The following is a 22,679-nucleotide window of genomic DNA, read 5'->3' as shown; positions in this document are numbered from 1 at the left end:
TTCGATTTATACCGTGACCTGTCTGTCTCCTCGATGTTGGGGTGGTGTCGGAAAGACGCGGATTCGCGTCGTCTCGGAGACCCGATTCCGACCTCGAAACGGTCGGCCGATCTGGCCTCGAGACGTGCTATGGAACGACTCTTGTCAGGTGATGCTGAAAGAATTCCTGAGGGGGAACACGCGTGTGCTCCTCAGTCGACCTGACGTTCGGGTGGTACTCGAGTGAGAATTATAAGGGTTGTGTTACCATTGTGCATATTTGTCTCGCAGTAACCCCGCCGGGGGCACGTAGTACCGCTGTGTGCGAGGTCGTTGTCGGCTTTTTTCTCGCTGTTGAACCGAAGACGAGCCGTGTGGATATCCCACGAAACGTCTAGAATTGGTTCGCGGCCAGCAGGAAAAAGCCCTGTCCGTACGACGTGCTCGTCAACGGTGCACCCGGTCCGCCCGGTGGACCGGCCACTCGACGAACCGCACCGTCGTCGTCGACGAGCCCTCGGCAAACGTCCATCGCATCCGCGGCTGCCTCCTCGTACGTGTCGTCGTCGACGATTCCTAACTCGAGCGCGCGCTTGAACGCGTAGGTGTACATGAGCGTCCCCGAACTCTCGAGGGGCGTGTGAGGGTCGTCGACCACGTTGTACCACATCCCGCTGTCGTCTTGGCGTTCGATGATCGACGAGGAGACGTCCCGGAAGATTTCGATCAGTCGCTCGCGATCTTCGTGGTCCTCCGGCAGGAACGCGAGGACGTCGACGATCGCCGCCTGAACCCAACCGTTTCCGCGAGCCCAGAACGTGCTTTGCGGGTAACTGTTCGGTTGTTCGTGCCAGATGTGCCGAAAGAGACCGGTGTGAGGGTCTTGCAGGTGTTTTGCGTGAACGATGATCTGTTTGGCGGCTTCGTCGAACGCGTCGGGTTCATCCGCGGCCGCTCCGTACCGGGCGAAAAACGGACACATCATATAGACCGAGTCGATCCAGAGCCCTTTCACGCCCGAGAGTTCGGGGACGTGGTGTGGAATTCCGCCGTCTTTCGTTCGTTCGACCGACTGCAAATTTTCGTACTCTCCCCGCGCGGCCTCGAGGTACCGTTCCTCGCCGGTTCGTCGATAGAACTCGAGGACCCCGTGACCGATGGAGGTCGTGTTGTTGGTGTTCATCGCCTTCCGCTCGTCGATGTGCCAGTGGGCGTCGTACTCCTTTCCGTGCTGGAAGACTTCGATCGGATAACTCGGTCCGTACGACAGCTGCCCGTTGCTGTCCTGCGTTTCGACCGCGCGGTCGACCAGCTCTCTGGCGCGGTCGAGACACTCTTCGCGCTCCGTCGCGAGAAGCCCGTTTATCGCGACGCCTTTCTGCCAGACCTCGTTTTCCATGTCGTGATCGATGGTATACGATGCGACGTTTGAGACCGCCTCTTCGAGGGACTCAGTCATACTAACGATAGCTAATACTCCCACGGGCACGTGATAAGTCTTGCTGGACGGCGCGACGGGATCGATTATCGCCGACCAGCAATCGGGAGCTCGACGAAGCGTTCGGGGGCGGCGGCGCCGAGAATTAGTGACGACATCTTTATTTGGGAGCTATTCGATTGTCTAGTATGGCCTCTACAAAGCTACAGGACGGGCTGCGCGACGTTGCAGTCGGTCTCTTGACACCGTTCGCCGAAGACGGCCGAATCGACCACGAAAAGTTGGCCGCAAACACCGAAAGTCTCTCGAGCGAGGGGCTCGGGACCTTTCTCGCGTGTGCGAACATCAGCGAGTATCACTCGTTGACTCACCAGGAACGCATCGACATCACCGAGACCAGCGTGAAAGCGTTGTCGGACGACGACTGCGTGCTCGCGGGAGTCGGGGGAAGCACGAAGACCGCACGGGACCTCATCACGACCTACGACGATATCGGCGTCGATGCGATGATGATCATGCCGCCGGATCACACGTACCTTCACGAACGGGGGCTCCTCGAGTACTACGAAGCGCTCGCCGAAACGGCAGCGAGTGCCATCGTGCCGTACGTTCGCGGGTTCGAACCATCAGTCGAATTTCTGGCGGATCTCACTCGGGTCGATAACGTCGCAGGAATCAAGTACGCGATTCCGGACGAGGTCAAACTCGGTCAGGCGGTCGCGGCGGGTGACGACGACGTGATCTGGGTCGACGGGATGGCGGAACCCTACGCGCTGTCGTTCTGGTCCCAGGGTGCTGAAGGGTTCACCGCCGGAGTAACGAACTTCGAACCTCGACTCGGAACCGCGTTGCTTTCGGCACTGCGCGAGGAGAACTGGGAACGCGCTCGAGAGCTCCAGAACGCTGCCGTTCCCTACCAGCAGTTCCGGACTCGACCGGGCGAGGGCAACACCCTCGCCGACGCGATTAGCGTCCCTGCGGTCAAGCACGGACTCGAGATGGCCGGCTACAACGGCGGTTCGGTTCGAGAACCGATCGTTCCGCTCTCCGAATCGGAGAAAGCCGACGCGGAGGAGCTGTACGACCGATTACAGTCCGACCTCGAGCGAATCCTCTGAGCCACAGCCTTTGTTTCCGGGGCCGCTGCTGTTCCTCTTTGATCCTACCGTTCTAGAAACCGATAGTCGGCCCTCGTGGTTGAACCAGGTAGTAGATCCCCGTGCTTGAGAGGGAATAGTTACTCGAGTAGCGACTCCAGTCGATAGTTACCACTCCGGATTTGGTAACGGCCGATATTACGTACTAGTGAACCTGCGACGTGAGATGCGTTTCGCCGCAAACGCCATATCGTCCGGTCAGACCGGATAGGGGTGATACCAATCGCGTAATTCGAGACTATGTTATTACGAAAGTATGTGTGTAAATACTGGTGAGCGAACGATGAGTGATAATCTACAGTTGGTGAATTTCTAACGTAGAAGTCTTCATAACTTCTTCGAGAGATGAATCCGGTATCACCGAACGCCAAAAGCTGAAAACGAGTCGAAGGTCCAGCGAACGCGGTTATAGGTCCTCACATACCGAACTACTACGGACAGAGTGGTGTAACTATCCGGGGAAGGCGAACGGTTCGAGAACGAGTGCAGTGCCCGGCCCGTTGCGCTGATCGTTCGGCTACACGCTCAAATCATCCGATAGACTTCGTCCATCCACTGATCAGAGTCGTCGTCGACGGTGATGCCCTCCATCTGCTCCGCCCATCGCGCCTGTGCGTCGCTCGATTCCATAACTTCGTCGATCGCCTCCGGATCCTCGAGTTCCATGAAGCCGAACACGTGTCCGTCCGACTCGAAGACGCTGTAGGTCTCGAGTCCGGCATCGGAGTCGAGGTAGGTCTCCTCGAGCCACTCGGGAACGTTTTCGTGGGCTTCTCGGTAGGCGTCTCGCTGTCCGTCGGCGATCTTCAGATGAAATGCAATCCGTGCCATGCGTCCTGTTCATCGAGCGGGAGTCCCATAGGTATTCTGTTAGGAAGCTTCGAATACCGGATCGGTCCCCCGGTAGTCCCGACGACAAAAATCGAGGCGGAGTTACTGGAACTGCGGGATAACTTCGTCGGCGAACAGTTCCATTCCGTCAGTGTCCGGCACGTCGACGAACCAGCACTGGAACTTGGTCACACCGGCGTCGATCCTGCGTTCGATGGCTTCGGCACATTCCTCTGGCGTTCCCAGGAGGAAGTACTCGCGGGCGTCCGCTTCGGTTTCGATGTCAGCCTGATCGACGTACTCGTCTTCGAACTGGATCGGGAGCATGAGCTCGAGCAGGCGCTCTTTTTTCTCCTCGTCTCGCGTACAAATCACGTGGCCGTCCCAGGAGTACTCGATTTCGTCGGGATTACGGCCGACGGTGTCGCAGTGGTCTTCGATGACGCCGATCTTGTGTGCCAGCGTTTCCGGCGTCCCGTTGAAGACGTCGGTGTTCCAAATATCGGCGTGTTTCGCGACGAGCTTGAGCGTGACCTCTTCGCCCTGTCCGCCGACGAGAATCGGCGGGTGGGGATCCTGAACCGGACCGGGCTCGCAGTACGCCCCGTCGATTTCGTAGTGGTCGCCCGAAAACGAGCCGCCTTCGTCGGGATCACCGTTCCACATCTCTTTCATCAGTCGGATGCTCTCGTCGAGGCGCATGAGCCGTTCGAACCCGTCGCGGTACTCCCAGCCGTAGGCCTCGTACTCGGGTTCGTGCCAGCCCGCGCCGAGACCAAGCTCGAGGCGACCGCCGGAAATCACGTCGAGCGTGGCCGCCATCTTCGCGACGAGCGCCGGATTCCGGTAGTCGTTACAGAGGACCAGCGAGCCGAGGTTGATCTCGTCCGTACAACCGGCGAGTGCCGAAAGCAGTGTCCAGCACTCGTACTCGGCGTGGTCCCGCCCGAGCATGAGGTGATCGGGAGCCCACGCGGCGTCGAACCCGAGTTCCTCGGCGTTCAGGACGCTGTCTCTGGTGGTCTCCCACTCGAGTCGTTCGTACGACGGCGTGTCGCGGTGGACGGGGTCGGTTCCCGATTCCGGCGCGCCGGCGAACACCGGTACGTTGTATTCGAACGTGATGTCCTTCGCGCTCATGTTACTCGACGCTGTAGTGTTCCAGTGCGTCGCGGTTGACTTCCGAACTCAGGCCGACGGTGTCGGGGATCGCGATCGACCCGTTCTCGGCGTTCGGCGGGTTCGCGTAGATCGCGTCGGCGTAGGTCGACTCCTGCTCGCCCTGGCGCTCTTGATACCATTCGGGGATTGGGAAATACTCCGCCATCGGCGCGTTCGTCGAAGCGGCGATGAAGTGCAGGTGTGGGTTCGTTCCCGAGTGAGGGATCACCGGCACGTCGCGGGCGCTGGCCATCGAGTCGATCTTCAGTAATTCGGTCAGGCCACCGCAGCGGTGGACGTCCGGCTGGAGGATGTCGACGGCCTCGCGCTCGAGCAGTTCCTTGTGGCCCCAGCGAGTAAACTCGTGTTCGCCGCCGGAGATGGGAACGTTCGAGGCCTCTCGAATCTCGGCGTAGCCGTCGATATCGTCGGGGATGACGGGTTCTTCGACCCACTCCATGTCGTAGCGCTCGAGGCGTTTGAGCATCTTCTTGGCGTACCTGACGGTCCATCCCATGTACGCGTCGCCCGCAATACCGATGTCGTCGCCGACGGCGTCTCGAACCGTCTTGACGATCTCCTCGTTTTCTTTCATTCCCTCGCGACCCGCTTCGGGCCCGTGCAGGAAACGGAGCTTCATCGTCTCGAATCCCTTCTCGGCGTACTCGAGGGCTTCCTGCTCGAGTTTCTCGTGGTCGACGGGGTGGAGGTTGCTCGCGTAACACGGAATATCGTCGGTGACGGGACCGCCGAGCAGTTCGTAGACCGGCTTTTCCGCCTCTTTGCCGGCGATGTCCCACAGCGCGAGGTCGACGGCGCTGATCGCTTCGATGGCCGCGCCTTTGCGACCGAACGGGATCGTCGCGCGGTACATCATGTCCCACAGGCGCTCGCGCTCGTGTGGATCCTCGCCGACGATTAGCTTCGAGAGCGTCTCGTCGACGATAGTTTCGATCGAACCCGTCGCCCAGTTGCCGACGCCGACGCCGGTGATGCCGGCGTCAGTTTCGACTTCGACGACGACGTCGCCGACCGGCCCCATCCACTTTCGACGGGCTTGTGGATTGTCCCCGTCGGCGTTGTTGTACTCGTCGAACTTGCTCATGACGGTGACGAGCGGGAACTCGACGAACTCGCCCCAGGAATCGGTACTAACCTTCGTGACGGTGATATCTGTTATTTCCATAGGTTCAAATCACGTTTCGAAGACTCACGCTGAGATGCGTTCAACAGCCCCATAAGTGTTTATAGTGAGAGAACGCACCGTCGCCCTTTCTCGGCGAAATCTATCCGTGTTCGCTCGAGTGAGAACGAGCGGCTTTCATAGGTTTACTGTAAGTCATTTCCGGCGCAACCGCAGGACTGGACGCGGTTGCAACGGTTGACTTGCTTCGCTCTTCCACCGAGGCTCGTCTCACACGGTTCGACTCACCACCGGTAAATTGGTGCAGTAATCCGTATCACACATCGATTCGGGAGCAATCGGTTTCGCGTGACTTGTATTTGTGCAGTGATGGCATTGAATAACTAGTACAAATATCCGATAATTATATTAACTGGTGTATGTTACCAATTACTGTGGCAGAAAATAGCTTCCACCGAATAGACGACTCACATCGCCAATTCACCCCTGACACGAGCGTTTCACGGCGGCGACTGCTCACAGCGATCGGCGTCGGCGCTGGCGTGGCGGTCGGAGCGTCCGGGAGTGCGCGCGCTGACGATCACGAGGCAACCGTCTGGGAGGATGGCGGTACATGGTACGCCGATAACGCGGGCAACCCGGTTTACGACGGACCCAGTATGCGCGCCGCGATCCAAGCTGGCGTCGACAGTCTCTCGGACGGCCGCACTAGCATGGAAACCGTCGTCGTCATGGATCCGGGGACGTTCGGTCCGACGGACTCGCTCGAGGCCGTCGACCTCCCGAGTTACACCGAACTGGATTTGCGCGGGACAATATACGTCGAAGACACGGGCGAGGACCTCGTCGTTCCGATCCGAGCACGGAGCGCTGAATCGATCGCCGTTCCGGGACTGCAGATAGAGGGGAACCCGCGCTACGGCGTGTGGATTCAGAGCTGTACCGACGTGTTTCTCGGACAGGTCGGAATGGATCTCTCGGCGACGACCGATCTGGGGCTGGGCATCAGAATCGACGACGCAGACGGCGGTCGCTCGACGAATGTCACCCTCGAGTCGGCCACTATCGCGGGTTCCGCACACCACGCCGTCGAAACGTACGGCGTCGACGGCCTCGATATCGGAACCGTCGAGACGTTCGATACCGGCGGGTGTGGCCTTTTGCTGAACGATACGGCCGACGCGACCGTCGACAGCGTCGATGCTTTCAGAGCGGACGCAGGCGGCGGATACGCGGCCTTCCGATTCGCAAACGGCGCCGGACCGAACGTCCACGTCGGCGAGGTAACCAGCGTCGAAAGCGGTCGCGGCGTGTTTGGCGTTTCGGGGAGCCACGGTGTTACCGTCGAGAACCTCGATGTCTACGAGTCAAACCAACACGGCGTACTGATTCAGGACTGCCAGAACGTAGCCGTCGACGGCGGATTGGTTCGCAACAACGGCGCGGAGGGCGTCCGGATCGATTCCCGCGACGGCGGCGACCATGCCCCAGCGGAGAACGTTACCGTTCAGAACCTGCGTGTCGTCGACGACCGAGACGATCCCCAACAGCCCTACGGGATCCGGGAAACCGGCCCAGGGACATCGCACAACGAAATCCTCGACAACGACGTCCGTGACGGCGGAACCATCGCCGAACTCGAGGTCTATGCGGATAGTACCGTTGTGGAGGGGAATATCACGAACTGAGGTCGAACTGGAGTTCTTGTCACTACGAACTACCTAATTGTGCCGCTAAGCGATGCCGATGGAGGGGCGATGGTGGTTCTGACACCTAAAGATATTTGTAGGAGAGCCCCCCAACTACTGATAGCTTGACCAGAGCGAGAGGTAACCCTAAATGAAGGCTATAGTCCATACCGGTCCTAGATCTATCGAAATTCGACAGCGCGAGAAAGCAGTTCCCGACGATGGCGAAGTGCTCGTCCGCGTCCATTCAGCCGGGTTATGTGGCAGTGATGCACATGCGTACAAGTACGAAGATGGCTACCAATGGATCCCGATGCCGCGGATTATGGGCCACGAGTACTCCGGCGAGGTCGTCGATGTCGGCGACGGCGTGACCGACTTCGCCGTCGGCGATTCCGTCGTCGAGGAACCGATCCACGACTGCGGCTCGTGTTTTCAGTGCAAGAACGGCCAGCCCAACGTTTGCCAAAACTTCGAGATCACGGGGATGCACAATGACGGTGCCTACACCGAGTACACGACGGTGAAACCTCGAGATCTGCACAAAATCCCCGACAACGTTCCACTCGGCCAGGCGAGTATAACCGAACCGCTCAGCATCGCGACGCGGGCGGTCTTCGATCAATCGGACGTCACGCCCGGCGACACCGTTCTCGTCGAAGGGCCGGGTCCGATCGGCGTCCTCGTGGCGGCCGTTGCGGACGCGATGGGTGCCGATGTCGTCGTTTCCGGACTGGGCAAAGACACGGCGTATCGACTCCCGCTGGTCGATCGACTCGGCATCGACACGGTCGATATCGAAACGACGGAATTGTCCGAAACCGTCGATACGCGAACGGACGGGATCGGGTTCGACGTCATATTCGACACGACGGGCCACCAAAGCGGCGTCGAGATTGCGATCGATCACGTCCGAAAGGGTGGACAGGTCGTCGTCGTCGGTCTCCCCGGCGCACCCAGCGAGGTGTTCATGACGCCGGTTGTTCGCGGCGAAGTCGATCTAAACACGTCTTACGGTTCGACCTGGGAAAATTTCGAACAGGCAATTCGACTCCTCTCCGCTGGCGCTATCGACGCTGATGCGATCATCGACCGCTCGTTCAGCGTGGACGAACCGACAGCGGCGTTCGAGGCGTTTCTCGAGTCAGAAACGTGCAAACCGGTCTTTTCGTTCACCGATCTCTGATCGTCGGGCACGACAGATTCCCGTAGTTGCAGTCTTGCGGTATCTTGATTTCGAGTAACAGCTCCTCACACGCGTCGCGCTCTCCGCTTTTCATGTGGCTCAGTTCGTCAAGTCATCGCGATCGTAACAAAACGTTTAGTATCACCCGAGACGACCGTTCAGTAACCGATGGTGCTGGATACTCACACGCACGCTTGGACGCACCCGACTCGAGACCACCCCTGGGTCAACGGTCCGCTCATCGAGACCGTCGACGAGTTCAGCGTCGATACCGTCTACACCGCCGAGAAGCTCCTCGAAGACATGGACGCGGTCGGCGTCGACGAGGCCGTCGTCGTCGGCTACCCGATCTGCGAGTGGACGGATAACCACTACACGCTCGAGTGCGTCGAAGCGAACGAACGGCTTTCCGCCATTGTCATGCTCGATCAGTTCGCTGATGGGGCGGCCGATCGGCTACGCACCCAGATGGCCGTCGACGGCGTCCTCGGATTCAGACTCGGTGCGGCCTGTCCGTACGACCGAATGTGGGAAACGTTCGATCCGACGGTCTCGTGGGTCCGCGAGGCGATCGAGGAGACGGCCTTCTGGGAGGTCGCTCGAGACACGGACGCACTGGTTCAGATCCTCGCGGACGTCGACCAGCTCGAGGCCGTGATCGAACTGATCGAGACGTATCCCGACTTGCAGTACGCGCTCGATCACTTCTGTCACGCCGATCCGACCGTCCCGCCGGAAGAAAGCGAGTTCGCGAAGCTCGAGGCGCTCGCCGGCGACGAATTCAACGTCGCGGTGAAGATTTCCGAAGTCGTTCACCGATCCGAGGAGGAGTTTCCGTACGATGATATGCACGACCACGTCCGCTGGTTGCTCGAGACCTTCGGCCGCGAGCGGGTCGTCTGGGGATCCGACTTCCCGAACGTGAGCGACGAGGCCACATACGAGCAGAGTCTGCGCTGGCTCGAGCACGTCGATTGCCTCTCGAAAAAAGATCGGCAGTGGCTCACCGGCCGGTCGTTCGAAAACGTGCTGAGTTCAGAGTAGGTCCGTGTCGTCTCGTCAGGTTACTCCTCGACCACGTGGTTCTCGAGTGTTCCAATCCCTTCGATTTCAGCTTCGACGGTATCGCCCGGTGCGAGCAGTTCCGGCGGGTCGCGGAAGATACCGACGCCGCCGGGCGTTCCGGTGGAGATGACGGTCCCCGGTTGGAGGGTCGTGACGTGGCTTAAGTACTCGATCGCGTCGCCGACGTCGAAGATGAACTCGGCGGTCGACGACTCCTGTTTGACCTCGCCGTTGAGTCGAAGTTCGACCTCGACGTCGTTCGGATCGATCGCGTCGGGGGCGGTAAGTGCTGGACCCATCGGCGCGAACGTATCGTAGCTCTTGCCGCGGAAGAACTGTTCGTCCTCGAACTGCGCGTCTCGGGCGCTCACGTCGTTGACCACCGTATAGCCCGCGACGTACTCCTCGGCCTCCTCGGCGCTGACCTCGCAGGCGGTTCGTCCGATAACAACGCCGAGTTCGACCTCGTAATCGACCTGATCGACGTCGTCCGGATGGACGATCGGTGCCTCGGGGTCCGTGACGCTCGAGGGCGACTTCGCAAACAACATCGGCTTTTCGGGGATCTCCTCATCCTGCTCTTCGGCGTGGTCGTAGTAGTTGAGCCCGACGCAGATGATCTGCTCGACGGACGGGATCGGTGCGAGGTAGTCCGTCGGTTCCTCGACGGCCGGAAGCTCCCCGGTCTCGACCGCGCGTTTGACCCGGCGGCGGTAGCCAGGGGTTGCAAGGACTTCGAACGTCGGTTCTCCGAATCGATCCAGTGCGTAGGGTTGGTCGTCGACGATAACGCCCCAACTGACGCCGCCGCTCGTCGCGAATCGTACGAATTGCATCGTGTCAAAATCCAAGCGCTGACCCTTGAATCTTTCTTTCGCCGCTCGAGAGATCGTCGCGGTTTAGGGCGAAACTCGAGTGAGGTAACCGACTTCAGAAGAAGTTGACCTGCACAACTGGTGTTGACCCGCACAACTGGTGACGGTTCGCGAAAAAACGCGTCAGGAGGACGTCAACGGAGCGGTACTTCGTGGTGCGGTGAAAGAATTCTACAGTCGATCGACGACGTACTCGAGATTCAGATCCGATCCGGGATCGGTCTCCCACTCGAAGAGCAGATCCCACGCGTCGCCGTTCCATTCGAACCGGTGGTCGAGCGCGAACGCGCCGGGCGGTTCCTCCGCTACGTGCGTTCGAGCCGAGAGCGATCCGGCCCAGTCGTCGCTTACGTCTTCGACGCGAGCCGCCGGTTCGGTATCGGACTCGAGCGTCGCCGTCCCGTCCGCGAGTCCGCCGCCGACGTTCCCTCTGACCACCGTCTTGTCGTCGACGTCGATGTGGAGATCAGCAACCGTTCCGCCGTCCCGGACATCGTTGTTGATGATTCGACCGTTCGTTCCGGTGAACTCGATCCCGTGGGTTTGGTTGCGTTCGTCTTCGTCTCGCTCGTCGACGATTCGGAGGTTGGTGATCGTGACGGTATCACCCCAGGCACGGACGCCCTCGCCGTCGGTGTTCTTGATGAGGCCGCCGCCGATGGTGATGTTCTCGACGCCGTCTATCGCGATTCCGGCGTTGTTTCTCGCGCCGATGATGTTTACGTTCCCGACCGTGATATCGTCCGAGCCGGACGTGATGTGGATTCCCCGCGGCGCGTCGCGACTGAGGACGTTTCCGACCGTCGCGTTTTCGCAGTCGTTCGCACACCGGAACGTCGCGTAGGCCGTACTCGAGCTCGGATTTCGGCCGATAACGCTGTCAACTGTGACGTCCGTCGTCCCGTTGAGTATCAACCCGCATCCCTGCATCTCGTTGCCCAACACGCGACCGATCTGCAGCCGATCGATGTCGTAAAATTCGACCGCGTGATGGTTCGCGTTTTCGATGTAGGCCGACTCGAGTTGAATATCGGTCGCGTCATCTTCGCGTGAACGTCCGGACACGCGGATTCCCTCGTTGATCTCACCGACGTGGACCGGATCCGCTAACTGTTCCTCCCGCGATTGGTCCGGATCGTGAGAGGGCGGGAAGCTGTCTTCGTCCGGATCGAAATCGGGGTGATCCTCGTAGGGCTCAAGCACGTCGAGGGTGTCGAACTGGACGTTGATGTGCCCGAGCCGAACGTTGTCGCAGTTCTGCAGGACGAGACCGAACCGCGGATTTCCCGTGACGTTCAACCGGGGTATTTCGATTTCCTCCTCGGCGATCCCTCGGAACGGGATGACCAGTGACTGTCCCTCGTCTTCGACGCGGATCGTCGCCGGAACGTCGACGACCGTGTAACTCGGTAGGACGACTTGCTCGAGTTCGTCCGTCGCTTCGACCGTCCCGTCGGCGGTGACGAGCACCCGTTCTTTCGTCGTTCTATCCTCGGTCAGACTGTCGACTGCTTCCTGGATAATCCCGAGATAATCCTCGCCGCTCGCAACGTGTCCGTCCGACTCGTCGGCGTGGTAGGTCCCGTCGTCGTCTCGCCAGACGATGACGTCCGGTTCTCGAGCGTCCGTATAGGTGTGATCAACCTGAAGCGACTCGAGGTCGTAGAGGCCGTTATCGCACGCATCGACGTCAGCGTCCCATTCGTACCACGGCTGGTTACCAGTTTCCGGGCCGGCGCTGGTCGATCCGCTCGCACTCGCGGAAAAGGCGGCTCCGAGTCCCGCGGCCCCGATCAATCCGAGGGCGCTCCGTCGCGGAATCGACGAACCCGTTCGTTCCGTCTGCTCCGTTCGCTCCGTCTGTGGTGGCGTGTTGTCACTCATGGTAGGATGTGCCACTACTTATGACACATGATGACAATCATCAGTAGCGGTAATATACGTTTTCATTACTATTACAACAAAACACACGCGCACCGTTTCAGAATGTCCCGTCCAACCCGTGAAACTGTTCGAAGTTGTTGGTCAGCGTTTCGGGTCCACGAGCGTAATCGGGTGTCGTGGCTGACGGGTCAACAGCGAGTCGAGCTGCTCGAGACACGACGTGCCGCTCGCGACGACGGTCCGGTTCGTCGCGTCTGGCATCTCGAACTGGGCTTGTAGCCGTTCGCCGACATCCATGCTCAGGTCGTAGTACTCGCTTTTGTACCCGAAACTGCCGGCCATGCCACAACACTCGACGTCGGATGTGAGGACGTCGAACCCTTGCTCTTCGAGGACGGTCGTCGTGTACGTCTCGAGTTCAAGCGTTCGCTGTTGGCAGTGGGAGTGGTAGGCGACATCCGTCGAAGCACCGATGCTATCGGCGTCGCAAAGTGCCTCCCCGGACGCGCCGTTCTCGAGCAGTCCGAAGACGTACTCGAAGAGTTCGTAACTCCGTTCGGCGAGTGACTCGTAGCGCTCGTTCTCAAGTAGTCGTTCGTACTCGCCGCGGAACATCGCCAAATCGCTCGGTTCGATGACGACAACGTCGTAGCCGGCCTCGATGTGCGCGTCGAGGTCAGACCGAACGTCGCGGGCGTGTTCCTCGGCCGTGGCGATCATCCCCTGTGAAAGCGGCGCGCGACCGGAGGAAGCCACGTCGGGGATTTCGACGGCGACGCCGAGGGCCTCGAGGGTTCGAACCGCTGCTTTTCCTCGCTCCGTTCGGACGTGGTTCGTGTAGAGGTCGGGATAGACGACCGCGTGGTACTCCGCGTCGACAGGTCGGGGTTCGTCCCGGTTCCGGAACCACTCGACGAGCGTCTCGCGTTCGAAGGTCGGGAGTTCGCGGCGGCTGTCGATTCCGAGCACTCGCTCCATGAGGTACCTCGAGGGCGGCGTTCCGGCGAACCAGTTCGAAACGGGTGCCGTCGTAGAGCCGAGTTTCGCGAGCGTATCGAAGTTTCCGAAAAAGCGTTTTTGCAGGTCGAGCCCCGCGGGCTCTTCGTCCGGCGTGAGTCCCTCGACGAGGAAGTCGAGTTCCCCGTCGTCGGCTCCTCGATTCCGCCGGTCGCGAACGACGGTGTTGATCCACGGAATGTCGATTTTGACCGGACACTGATTGACGCAGCGCGAACAGCCCGTACAGAGGTCGTTGAACTCGTCGGCCGACTCCTGTCCGTGGACGCCGGCTTCCCACCCGGTCGCGATGCCGCCGGAGTAGGTTTCGCCCCCGAAGACGTGCCCGCCGACGGACTGGAAGTTCGCACACGAGTTCGCACAGGCCGAGCACCGAATGCAGTAAAGCGTTTCTCGAAGTTGGTCGTCGTCGCGCATGTCCATCCGGCCGTTGTCGAGGAGCACGAGGTGAAAGTCCCGGTCCGAAGCATTCGAGCCGATCGGCTCGTCGCTGTCGAAGTCGACCGTCGGCGTCGAGACGGGCGGCGAGAACAACGAGACGTAGGAGGTGATATCCTGACCGGTTCCCGAGCGCGCGATCAGTTCCACGAACGGCTGAAGGTCCTCGAACGTCGGCACGATTTTCTCGACCCCCGCGACGGCGACGTGCGTTTCGGGAACGGCGATCGACTTTCTCGCGTTCCCCTCGCTGGTCACGAGCGCCATCGTCCCCGTATCCGCGGTGATGAAATTCGCGCCGGTGATGCCCATATCCGCGTCCTGTATTCGATCTCCGAGGTACTCTCGAGCGAATTCGGTCAGCTCCTCGGCGGTCTCGAGTTCTTCTTCCGGATCGAACTGTTCGTTGAACAGCGTGGCGATCTCTTCGCGCGATTGGTGGATAGCCGGCGCGACGAGGTGGCTGGGTGCCTCATCGGCGACCTGGAGAACGAACTCGCCAAGGTCGGTTTCCCAGACGTCACAGCCCGCCGTCTCGAGGTGTTCGTTGAGGTCGATCTCCTCCGTCGTCATGGACTTTGACTTGACGACGGTTTCGGCCTCGCGCTCGCGGGCGAGTTCGCGGACGTACCGGTTCGCGTCGGCAGCGTCCTCGGCGAGGTAGACCGTCCCGCCGTTGGCTTCGACGGTCTCGCGAACCTGCTCGATCAGCGAGGGGAGGTTTTCGATCGCGTCCTCTTTGATCGCCCGTGCTCGATCTTTGTACGCGTCGTAGTCCTCGAGTCGATCCACCGATTCGTAGCGGCCTTCGTTGAATCCGCGAGCGTTTCGCTCGACGCTGTCGCCCTCGGTTTCCATGATGTGGCGGATTCGTTCGGCCTTTTGAGATCGTTCGCTCGACATTATGCCTCCACGATGATCGCGTGCGTTTCTTTCGGTCCGTGGACGCCGTAGACGAGTTCGCCCATGTCGGCGGTCGCACTTGGCCCGGTAGCGAGGACGGCATCGTCGTTGCCGTTGCGAAAGCGTTCTCCCATGCGTTCGAACGCGGTCGCCATGTCGTCGACGAGGTCTTGCTCGCGGACCACGACCACGTGCTGGTCGGGGAAGAGACCGGCGAGTTCGGCCCCCTCCGGCGTCGACTCAAGGACAACAGTTCCGTAGTCGGCGACGCCCAGCGCAGCACTCGTGACGCCGCAAGCGGCCTCGCGAAGCTGATCGGGCGTGGGCTCGAGGACGACGTTCGTTCCCTCGAGCGAGACGGTTTCGAAGGGAAGTTCGGCACCGATTGCGGGCTCCGTGATAATCTCGCCGAGCGTTTCCCGGAACCGGCCCGGCGTCGTCCGGGTGACGTCCGTCCGGACCTCCTCGAGGCTTGTTTCGAACGTTTCGAGTTGAGTTGCCATTATTTGTGTGTGACTAACGGATGCCACGGTTTTGGGTCTTGTCATTGGTCGGCACGCGATGCGCAGAGGAGTACCGGTGCGATACCGAAAACCAATCGGCCGAATTCGCGACACCGAAGCCGATTCGCCTCAGTAGTTGTCGTAAACGGTCTTTTCGATGGTGTAGAACTCGAGGCCCTCGTCGCCCTGCTCTCGCCAGGTTTCACTCGAGGAGCCTTTCATCCCGCCGAAGGGGACGTGGAGTTCGAGCCCCGTCGTTTTCGCGTTAACCTTGGCGACGCCCGCTTCGATCTCGTCGATGAAGCGGTTCGCCTCCGTGTGGTCGTCCGTGACGATACTCGCGGAGAGGCCGTAGTCGACGCCGTTCGCAACGGCGAGTGCGTCTTCGAAGTCCTCGACCTCGATTACCGCGAGCACCGGACCGAAAACTTCCTCCTGTGCGAGACGCATCGACGGGTCGACGTCGGCGAAGACCGTCGGCTCGACGTAATATCCGTCCCTGTCGAGTTCGCTCCCGCCTGCTTCGAGGCTCGCCCCTTCGCCCTGAGCGATATCGACGTACTCGAGCGTTCCCTCGAGTTCGCTTTCGGAGACGTGCGGGCCCATATCGGATCCGTCGATTCCCGGACCGGGCTCGATCGCGGCGGCGCGGTCGGCGACGGCGTCGACGAATTCGTCGTAGACATCCGTGTGAACGATCGCACGGGAGCAAGCGGTACAGGCTTGTCCAGTGACGCCGAACGCGCCGCTGGCGACGATCTCGGCGGCTTCGGCTACGTCGGCGCTGTCGGCGACGATCGTCGGATTCTTTCCGCCCATCTCGAGCTGGACGCGTTTGCCGTCCTCGGTCGCCTGGTCGTAGACGGTGGTCCCGACTGCGGTGCTCCCGGTGAACGAAATCGCGTCGACTGCCTCGCTCGTGACGAGTTCGTTCCCGACTTCGCTTCCCGAGCCGGTCACGAAGTTAGCGACGCCGTCGGGAAGACCCGCTTCGTCGAGCGCCTCGAATATCGCGTGTGCGACGCCGGGCGCGAGTGACGCCGGTTTGAGCACGGCAGCGTTGCCGGTTACGAGTGCGGGTGCGAGCTTCCACGCTGGGATGGCGATCGGGTAGTTCCACGGCGTGATCAGCCCCACGACGCCGAGGGGTTCGTTGACCGTGTAGAGGTTCGTCCGCGGGCCGCTGGCCGATTTGACCGTTCCGCCGAGGTCGCTCGCCTTCGCGCCGTAATAACTGAAAATGTCGATCGCTCGCTGAACCTCGCCGCCCGCCTCGCCCGTGGTCTTGCCCTCTTCACGGATCAGCAGTTCGGTCAGTTCCTCTTTTCGGTCGGCAAGTATACGACTGGTCTCGGTGAGGATTTGCCCTCGTTCGGGGGCGGGCACGTCCGCCCAGTCGTCGGCTGCGGCCGCTGCGGCTTCGATTGCCCGATTTGCGTCCGCGGCGCTCGAGGACTGGTAGGTGGCGACGGTTTCGCCCGGCGATGCGGGGTTCTCGACTGCGACAGTGTCGTCGGTTTCGGATTCGATCCATTCTCCGTCGATGTAGTTGCGTTGCTCGACAGCCATCGTCGGATAGTGTCCCAACTGACGCATAACGATTTCGGTCGTCGAACCGCCGGACACGTGCCGGTCGAGGCACACTACTCCGATTGCAGTCGACTCTCTGAGTTCCTCGGCCACCGGACCGTCGTTTTTACGAACACCTTTCGAGTCAATTATATTATCTATCGGCAAAGAATTAAGGTCAGCAGCTCCGATATGCGGCTGTGTCGCAATAACGCGACAGCGCATATCATGACTGATGAGACTGGCGACCACCAGACAGGGGAATCGACACGTTCAGCCGCGCCGACTCCGATTTCGATGGGGCGTCGTGGCGCACTGACGGTACTCGGCGCCGCGGGTCTCGGTGCCGCGTTCAGCGGTTCGGGAAGCGCAACGGGGCGAGGGGGAACCTCCGCTCCGAACACCGGCGACCAGCCGTGGTACGAGTGGGAGGCCGACGTCGACGCGGGAGAAAACGGAGTATACAATCTCGAGTCGCTCGAGGTCGATCACACCTATACGCCGTCCGGAGACGCCGACGTAACGGTCTGGTGTGACGATGAGGGCACCTATCACGCCGACACCGCGACCGAAACGATCTCGAGCGGTGGGGAGCCGATGGCGGTCCTGCAGGATGCTCTCAATTCGCTCGAGGACGGCCGAACGACGAAGGCGACCGTTCGCGCGACGAGCGACCTCGGGGTCAGCGAGGACCACGACGTACAGGGTGTCGACGTTCCGAGCCACACCCGACTCGACATCGCGGGAACGGTGACTATCGACGGAGAGACCGGTGACGTCCTCTCGATGGTCGGTGTCGAAAACGTTCACGTCCCGCGTCTCACCGTCGATGGAGAAGCAAGCAGAGCCGTGTTCGCCGACGATTCCTCGAACCTCGCGTTCGGACAGCTGTGGATCGACGGCGTCACCAGCCAGGGCGTTCGCCTCGAGGGGGGCTGTACCGACGTTCAGCTAGATACCACATACGTTACGAACACGGGCCACCACGGAATCGAGACCTACGACGTCGAGCGAATCCAGATCGGACAGGTGCTCGGCGTCGATCCCGGAAGCTGCGTCCTCTTGCTAAACGAGACGTTCGACGCAACGGTCGGACAGGTCGTCGGCAAGAATCCGCAGTTCGACTACGCTACGTTCCGGCTCGCGAACGGTTGTCGGGGTGTTTCGGTCGGCCGCGTCGTCAGTCGGGGCGGCGTTCGTGGCCTCTCGATCATCACCGGAACGCGGGACGTCACCGTCGGCGAGGTTAACGTTCAGGGGGCGTCGAAGGCCGGTATCCTCCTCGTTGACGTTCGGAATATCAAGGTCCTCGGCGGCGTCATCAAGAACACTGACGGTCCGGGCGTGAACTTCTGGTCGCTCGGACTCATGGGCGAATCCTCGGAGATAAACGAAGGGGTCACGCTCGCGAACCTCCGGATAACGGACGACCGCGACGAGCCCGAACAGCCGTGGGCGATCAACGAACGCGGTGCGTGTCTGTACAACCAGTTCATCAATAACGACGTTCGCGTCCCCGGATCCGACGGCGGGAGCAACGACGATGAAGCGGGCCGAATCCACGTCGCCTCCGAGACGACCGTGGTCCACGGCAACGTCGGCGGCGGAGTTGATCGGGGAACCGCAACGCTCGAGCCGGATGTGTCACCCGCCGCGCGCGTCGAAGGGGTTTCGGAGCACTATCACTCGACGCTCGAGGCTCGAACGGCTCCGTTCGACGGTGCGGGCACGTCGGCGGCGTGGGAGAGCTATCCGGAGTGGAACGCCGAGTCCGAAGCGTGGGACCTCCTCTTCGAGTGGCGAACCGATCCGGGCACGGCTCTCGAGGTCGATTACGTCGTCGATCAGCCGGGAGCGACCGTCGGGCGCGACGTAGACCGAGATGCGCTCTGGGAGGACGGCGTCCAGTCGATCGAGCCCGGAACCTATCGAGTCGTCGCCGAACACAGCGACAAGGTGCTCGAAGTCGCCGATGGCTCCGCGTCGTCCGGAGCGCAGGTCCAGCAAGGCGAGTGGAACGACGAGCCACACCAGCGCTGGACGGTCGAGGGCGAGATGGACGGCCGGCAGGGCCATTTCACACTCACCGCCGAACACAGCGGGATGGGCATCACGTTCTCGGGTTCCGATGCGGTCCAGGGCAGTGCGGAGGAATACCGGATGGAACGCTACGAGAACGGCTTCCAGATCGACGTTCCCGACGGGCGTCTCGAGGTCGCCGACGCCTCGGACGAATCCGGGGCGACGGTACGTGCCGGCGAGTGGGAAGGCGGGGCCCACCAGATCTGGACGTTCGAACGACTGTAGCCCGCAAGCGAGAAAATCGACGCCTACGTGAATGCGACCGACGAACGGCCCTTTCGACCGTTTTGGCCATCGTCTCGCGTTCCGCTCGTCGAGACGGTGTCGAACGCGTTGATCGATTCGTGCCGCGACTGTCGAGGGGGGAACTCACACGTGCGATGGGTCGTCACTTGTCACTCCTCACCTCTCACTCCTCACCTCGAGATGTGGGTATCGACGGCGACGTGAATTACGACAGCAGAAACCGAAGTTTTGGGACGAGGCGTTCTTAGAGGTACTCTTCGGGGTCCGGACGGTTGTTCGTCTCGTCGGTATCCCCGTCGCGGAAGTACTGCAGTAGTGCAGGGACGAACTGGTACCGCAGATCGAAGTAAAACGAGACGAGGCCGTAGAACCAGAAGAAAAACAGCACTAACGCCGCGCCGACGAACATCGTTTCTGCGGTTAGGACCATCGATCAGTCCCCCCTGGCCTCGTTTTCGGCGGAGACTGCCGTCGGCTCGGAGACCGTTTCATCGATGACTCCGTGGGCGATCGCATCGCCCGTCTGTCCGTCGAACACGTGGGTTTTCTCCCGGTCGAAGACGACTTCGATCGTCGCTTCTTCCTCGATTGCGGTATCCGGATCGATACTCACGAGTAACTCTGGCCCACCTTCGCCCATGACCGAATCGGAGTCGCTCTGTGCGCCCTGTGGCGTCAAGTAGGCGTACGTCTGATCGCCCACCGGCTCGAGGACGTCCACGACCGCTTCGAACGCGGTACTCGGCGTCGCGGGTTCGTCCTCGCTCGAAACGAGGTAGACGTCTTCGGGACGGACGCCGACCGTCACGTCGTCGTGATCGGCGTCGAGATCGAGCGCGTGATCGATCCGGAAGTGAGTCAGATCGAGGACGTCGCCGCTCGCACTCCCGTCGTACAGGTTCATCGACGGACTTCCGATAAAGCTCGCGACGAACCTGTTGGCCGGTCGGTCGTAACACTCCAGCGGCGGTGCACACTGCTGGAGGTTCCCCTGGTTGATGATGGCGATCCGATCCGCCATCGTCATCGCCTCCTCCTGATCGTGCGTGACGTAGATCGTCGTGATGTCTAACTCCTTCTGGAGGCGCTGGATCTCGGTTCGCATGTGGACGCGCAGTTTCGCGTCGAGGTTGGCCAGCGGCTCGTCCATCAGGAACACTGCTGGTTCGCGAACGATGGCTCGGGCGATTCCGACGCGCTGTTGTTGACCGCCGGAGAGTTCGCTCGGCGTCCGATCAAGCATTCCCTCGAGTTGGACGGTTTTGGCCGCTTGCTGGACCCGTTGTTCGATCTCTTCGTCCTCGAAATCCCGAAGGCGGAGTCCGAAGCTGATGTTGTCCCGAACGTCCATGTGGGGGAACAACGCGATGTTCTGGAAGACCATCGAAATGTTCCGATCCTTCGGCGGCTCGTTCGTAACGTCCTCGCCGGCGATTTCGACCGTTCCGCTCGTCGGGAGCGTCAAGCCCGAAATCATCTCGAGGGTGGTCGACTTGCCACACCCCGAGGGACCGACGAGACAGAGGAACTCGCCGTCCTCGATCTGGAGATTCATTTCGTCGACCGCGACGACCTCTTCGTAGCGCTTCGTCGTGTCCGTAAGTGTAACGTGTCCCATGATATCACTCCTTTAGACCGCCCTGCGTTAAGCCTCTAACGATGTGTTTCTGTGCGAATATCACTAGTACTGCGACCGGGATGACCCCGACGATACTTGCGGCTGCCATGAAGTGGTATTGGCTGCCGGATTGTTGCTCGAACGCGAGAATACCGTAGACGAGTACGGCCCAGTCGTCGGGGTTACCGCGACTCATCATGAACGAGAAGAAGAACTCTCGATAGACGCTGATAAAGACGATGATCGCGGCCGTCACGACCCCCGGTGCGGAGAGGGGGAGGATAACCCGGAACAACGCCCCGAGTCGCGTGGTCCCTTCAACCCTGGCGGCATCCTCGAGGCCGTCGGGGATCTGACTGAAGAACGTCGTCAGGATAAAGATCGTAATCGGAAGGGTCAGCATCGTGAACGGGAAGGCCATCGCCCACGGTGTGTTATAGAGGTCCGGCGTCATGAACGGCCCAACCGTGAGCGACCCCGTTAGCATCTCGTACAGCGGAATCAGGTACGCGATTCCGGGGAAGTACGAGACGATCAGTAGCAAGAGCATTAGCGGCCCTTTGCCGCGGAAGTCGACGCGGCCGAACGCGTATCCCGCGAGACTCCCGATGACGAGACAGATGACCACGGTGATCATCGCGATGACGATACTGTTGAAGATGTAGAGATGGATCGGTTGTTGGCTGAATATCTCGGCGAAGACTCCAATATTAACGCTGTCCGGGAGAAAGCCCATTCCGTACGTACCCCCGCCAGAGACCGCCAGAACGAGCAGCCAGTAGAACGGAAACAGGGTGATCATGAGGAACGACGTGAGCCCGACGTAGAACAGAATCCGGTAGGTGTCGTACGGATTGTTGACCATCAGATCCACGAGCTGTCCGACGCGGCCTTTCGATTCGTCTTTCACTGCATTACTCATAGGTATCGACCTCGTCACGGAATTTGACCAGGTACACCATCACGATCGCCGCGATGATGAGTGCGGTCAGGAAGGCGATCGCGGACGCGGTCGCCCATCGCTGCATGCGGAACGTATCCACTACGAGACACGTAAGGGTTGGAACCGTATTACAGCCTGCAGACGCTTCGACGACGCCGTAAACCTTCATCGAACTGATCGTGTAGAAGATCATTCCGATCAGCACGACGGGTTTGATCAACGGAAGCGTGATGAGCCTGAATTGTTGCCATTTCGATGCTCCCGCGACCTTCGCTACGTTGTACAAACTCTGATCGACGCTCGCTAAGCCAGCGAGGATGATGAGCGCGATGAACGGGATCTTTCGCCAGACATCGATCAGGATAACGATAATGATGGAATCTCGAGTGCTGCCGAGCGGTCTCGAAGAGAGTATCCCGAGTTGGTTGAGCGGTTCGACGAAGGGACTGATGCTAGGCTGAAACATCAAGTAAAACATCATTCCCTGGATGACGATTGGGATCGACCACGGGAGAATCACCATCATCCGGGCGACCGAACGGCCGCGAAAGTCCTTGTTAAGGATGAGCGCCATCCCCAGTCCGAGAACCGTTCCGATCGTTACACTGACGCCAGTAATGAGAAGCGTGACGACCAGCGCGCTCGAGAGCGGATCGCTCAAGCTGAAAAAGGGATAGTTGAGAACGATGTTCAGTTCACCGGTCAATATTTCTACGTAGCCGTCGATTCCCCTGAACTCGCCGATCGGATGTTCTCCGTACAGGTCGTCGCTCTGGAGCGACAACCAGAACGTTCGAATGAGCGGATAGAACGCTAAAACCGAGAGGACGAGAATCATCGGCCCGATAAGGAGATAGCCATATTTGTCCTCGTCTAGTCGTTCAATCCTGTACAGGATGGGCGATACGATTCGGTATAGCTTCTCTATCATTGCACACTAATCATGGCGTCT

At 60.4% G+C, this 22,679-nt stretch carries 18 protein-coding genes; 5 read left to right on the top strand and 13 right to left on the bottom strand.

Translation table 11 applies throughout. The features are described from left to right. Positions 1 to 373 precede the first annotated feature (373 nt). Positions 374 to 1,438 carry a glycoside hydrolase family 88/105 protein gene (locus ACZ5C7_RS02010; RefSeq protein WP_464374722.1) on the bottom strand — a complete coding sequence of 355 codons (1,065 nt, stop codon included), beginning with the start codon at positions 1,436 to 1,438 and terminating at the stop codon, positions 374 to 376. Positions 1,439 to 1,605: 167 nt separating this feature from the next. Here ACZ5C7_RS02010 and ACZ5C7_RS02005 point away from each other — a divergent pair, with 167 nt between their 5' ends. Then, positions 1,606 to 2,535: a dihydrodipicolinate synthase family protein gene (locus ACZ5C7_RS02005; RefSeq protein ID WP_464374721.1), complete on the top strand. Its 930-nt coding sequence runs from the start codon at positions 1,606 to 1,608 to the stop codon at positions 2,533 to 2,535. A gap of 564 nt (positions 2,536 to 3,099) precedes the next feature. Here the strand turns inward: ACZ5C7_RS02005 and ACZ5C7_RS02000 are convergent. The 3 genes from ACZ5C7_RS02000 to ACZ5C7_RS01990 all read right to left on the bottom strand — a co-directional run bounded on the left by ACZ5C7_RS02000 (position 3,100) and on the right by ACZ5C7_RS01990 (position 5,752). Then, positions 3,100 to 3,405, bottom strand: coding sequence for an L-rhamnose mutarotase (locus ACZ5C7_RS02000; RefSeq protein WP_464374720.1), 306 nt, complete (start codon positions 3,403 to 3,405; stop codon positions 3,100 to 3,102). A 102-nt stretch (positions 3,406 to 3,507) separates the two neighbouring features. After that, positions 3,508 to 4,545, bottom strand: a complete 1,038-nt coding sequence (locus ACZ5C7_RS01995) for an LLM class flavin-dependent oxidoreductase (protein WP_464374719.1) — start codon at positions 4,543 to 4,545, stop codon at positions 3,508 to 3,510. Between the two features lies 1 nt (position 4,546). Next, positions 4,547 to 5,752 (bottom strand): enolase C-terminal domain-like protein, encoded by a 1,206-nt coding sequence (locus ACZ5C7_RS01990; RefSeq protein ID WP_464374718.1) that lies wholly within the window; start codon positions 5,750 to 5,752, stop codon positions 4,547 to 4,549. A 392-nt stretch (positions 5,753 to 6,144) separates the two neighbouring features. Here ACZ5C7_RS01990 and ACZ5C7_RS01985 point away from each other — a divergent pair, with 392 nt between their 5' ends. The 3 genes from ACZ5C7_RS01985 (at position 6,145) to ACZ5C7_RS01975 (ending at position 9,628) form a co-directional block, all read left to right on the top strand. Further along, a complete protein-coding gene (locus ACZ5C7_RS01985; protein WP_464374717.1) occupies positions 6,145 to 7,398 on the top strand; it encodes a right-handed parallel beta-helix repeat-containing protein in 1,254 nt (417 codons plus the stop codon). Positions 7,399 to 7,549: 151 nt separating this feature from the next. Further along, positions 7,550 to 8,584 (top strand): zinc-dependent alcohol dehydrogenase, encoded by a 1,035-nt coding sequence (locus tag ACZ5C7_RS01980; protein WP_464374716.1) that lies wholly within the window; start codon positions 7,550 to 7,552, stop codon positions 8,582 to 8,584. 171 nt (positions 8,585 to 8,755) lie between these two features. Then, entirely contained in the window at positions 8,756 to 9,628 is an 873-nt protein-coding gene (locus tag ACZ5C7_RS01975; RefSeq protein WP_464374784.1) for an amidohydrolase family protein, read from the top strand. A 20-nt stretch (positions 9,629 to 9,648) separates the two neighbouring features. On the opposite strand, the gene ACZ5C7_RS01970 is transcribed toward ACZ5C7_RS01975, so the two are convergent. From ACZ5C7_RS01970 to xacF, 5 genes are all read right to left on the bottom strand, one after another. Then, positions 9,649 to 10,485, bottom strand: a complete 837-nt coding sequence (locus tag ACZ5C7_RS01970) for a fumarylacetoacetate hydrolase family protein (protein WP_464374715.1) — start codon at positions 10,483 to 10,485, stop codon at positions 9,649 to 9,651. Positions 10,486 to 10,695: 210 nt separating this feature from the next. After that, positions 10,696 to 12,408, bottom strand: a complete 1,713-nt coding sequence (locus ACZ5C7_RS01965) for a right-handed parallel beta-helix repeat-containing protein (RefSeq protein WP_464374714.1) — start codon at positions 12,406 to 12,408, stop codon at positions 10,696 to 10,698. A gap of 141 nt (positions 12,409 to 12,549) precedes the next feature. Next, positions 12,550 to 14,766, bottom strand: a complete 2,217-nt coding sequence (locus tag ACZ5C7_RS01960; protein WP_464374713.1) for an LUD domain-containing protein — start codon at positions 14,764 to 14,766, stop codon at positions 12,550 to 12,552. Next, positions 14,766 to 15,269 carry a LutC/YkgG family protein gene (locus ACZ5C7_RS01955; protein ID WP_464374712.1) on the bottom strand — a complete coding sequence of 168 codons (504 nt, stop codon included), beginning with the start codon at positions 15,267 to 15,269 and terminating at the stop codon, positions 14,766 to 14,768. Before ACZ5C7_RS01955 ends, ACZ5C7_RS01960 begins: the two co-directional genes overlap by 1 nt. A 129-nt stretch (positions 15,270 to 15,398) precedes the next feature. Further along, complete coding sequence (xacF, locus tag ACZ5C7_RS01950; RefSeq protein ID WP_464374711.1) at positions 15,399 to 16,838, bottom strand: 2,5-dioxovalerate dehydrogenase; 1,440 nt, start codon at positions 16,836 to 16,838, stop codon at positions 15,399 to 15,401. A 228-nt stretch (positions 16,839 to 17,066) separates the two neighbouring features. Here xacF and ACZ5C7_RS01945 point away from each other — a divergent pair, with 228 nt between their 5' ends. After that, positions 17,067 to 19,145, top strand: a complete 2,079-nt coding sequence (locus ACZ5C7_RS01945; protein ID WP_464374710.1) for an RICIN domain-containing protein — start codon at positions 17,067 to 17,069, stop codon at positions 19,143 to 19,145. A 265-nt stretch (positions 19,146 to 19,410) separates the two neighbouring features. Here the strand turns inward: ACZ5C7_RS01945 and ACZ5C7_RS01940 are convergent, their stop codons facing one another. The 4 genes from ACZ5C7_RS01940 to ACZ5C7_RS01925 are packed head-to-tail and all read right to left on the bottom strand — an operon-like array spanning position 19,411 to position 22,658. Beyond that, a complete protein-coding gene (locus ACZ5C7_RS01940; RefSeq protein ID WP_464374709.1) occupies positions 19,411 to 19,596 on the bottom strand; it encodes a hypothetical protein in 186 nt (61 codons plus the stop codon). Between the two features lie 3 nt (positions 19,597 to 19,599). Further along, positions 19,600 to 20,784 (bottom strand): ABC transporter ATP-binding protein, encoded by a 1,185-nt coding sequence (locus ACZ5C7_RS01935; protein WP_464374708.1) that lies wholly within the window; start codon positions 20,782 to 20,784, stop codon positions 19,600 to 19,602. 4 nt (positions 20,785 to 20,788) lie between these two features. Continuing rightward, positions 20,789 to 21,706 carry a carbohydrate ABC transporter permease gene (locus tag ACZ5C7_RS01930; protein WP_464374707.1) on the bottom strand — a complete coding sequence of 306 codons (918 nt, stop codon included), beginning with the start codon at positions 21,704 to 21,706 and terminating at the stop codon, positions 20,789 to 20,791. Then, the gene (locus ACZ5C7_RS01925) at positions 21,699 to 22,658 is read right to left on the bottom strand and encodes a carbohydrate ABC transporter permease (RefSeq protein ID WP_464374706.1); all 960 of its coding nucleotides are present in this window, start codon (positions 22,656 to 22,658) and stop codon (positions 21,699 to 21,701) included. The genes ACZ5C7_RS01930 and ACZ5C7_RS01925 overlap by 8 nt, the downstream gene beginning before the upstream one ends. Between the last annotated feature and the right edge of the window lie 21 nt (positions 22,659 to 22,679).

The organism is Halostagnicola alkaliphila, assembly GCF_055379965.1.
The sequence above is the reverse complement of the archived record's forward strand: the minus strand, read 5'-3'. Positions and strand labels throughout refer to the sequence as shown.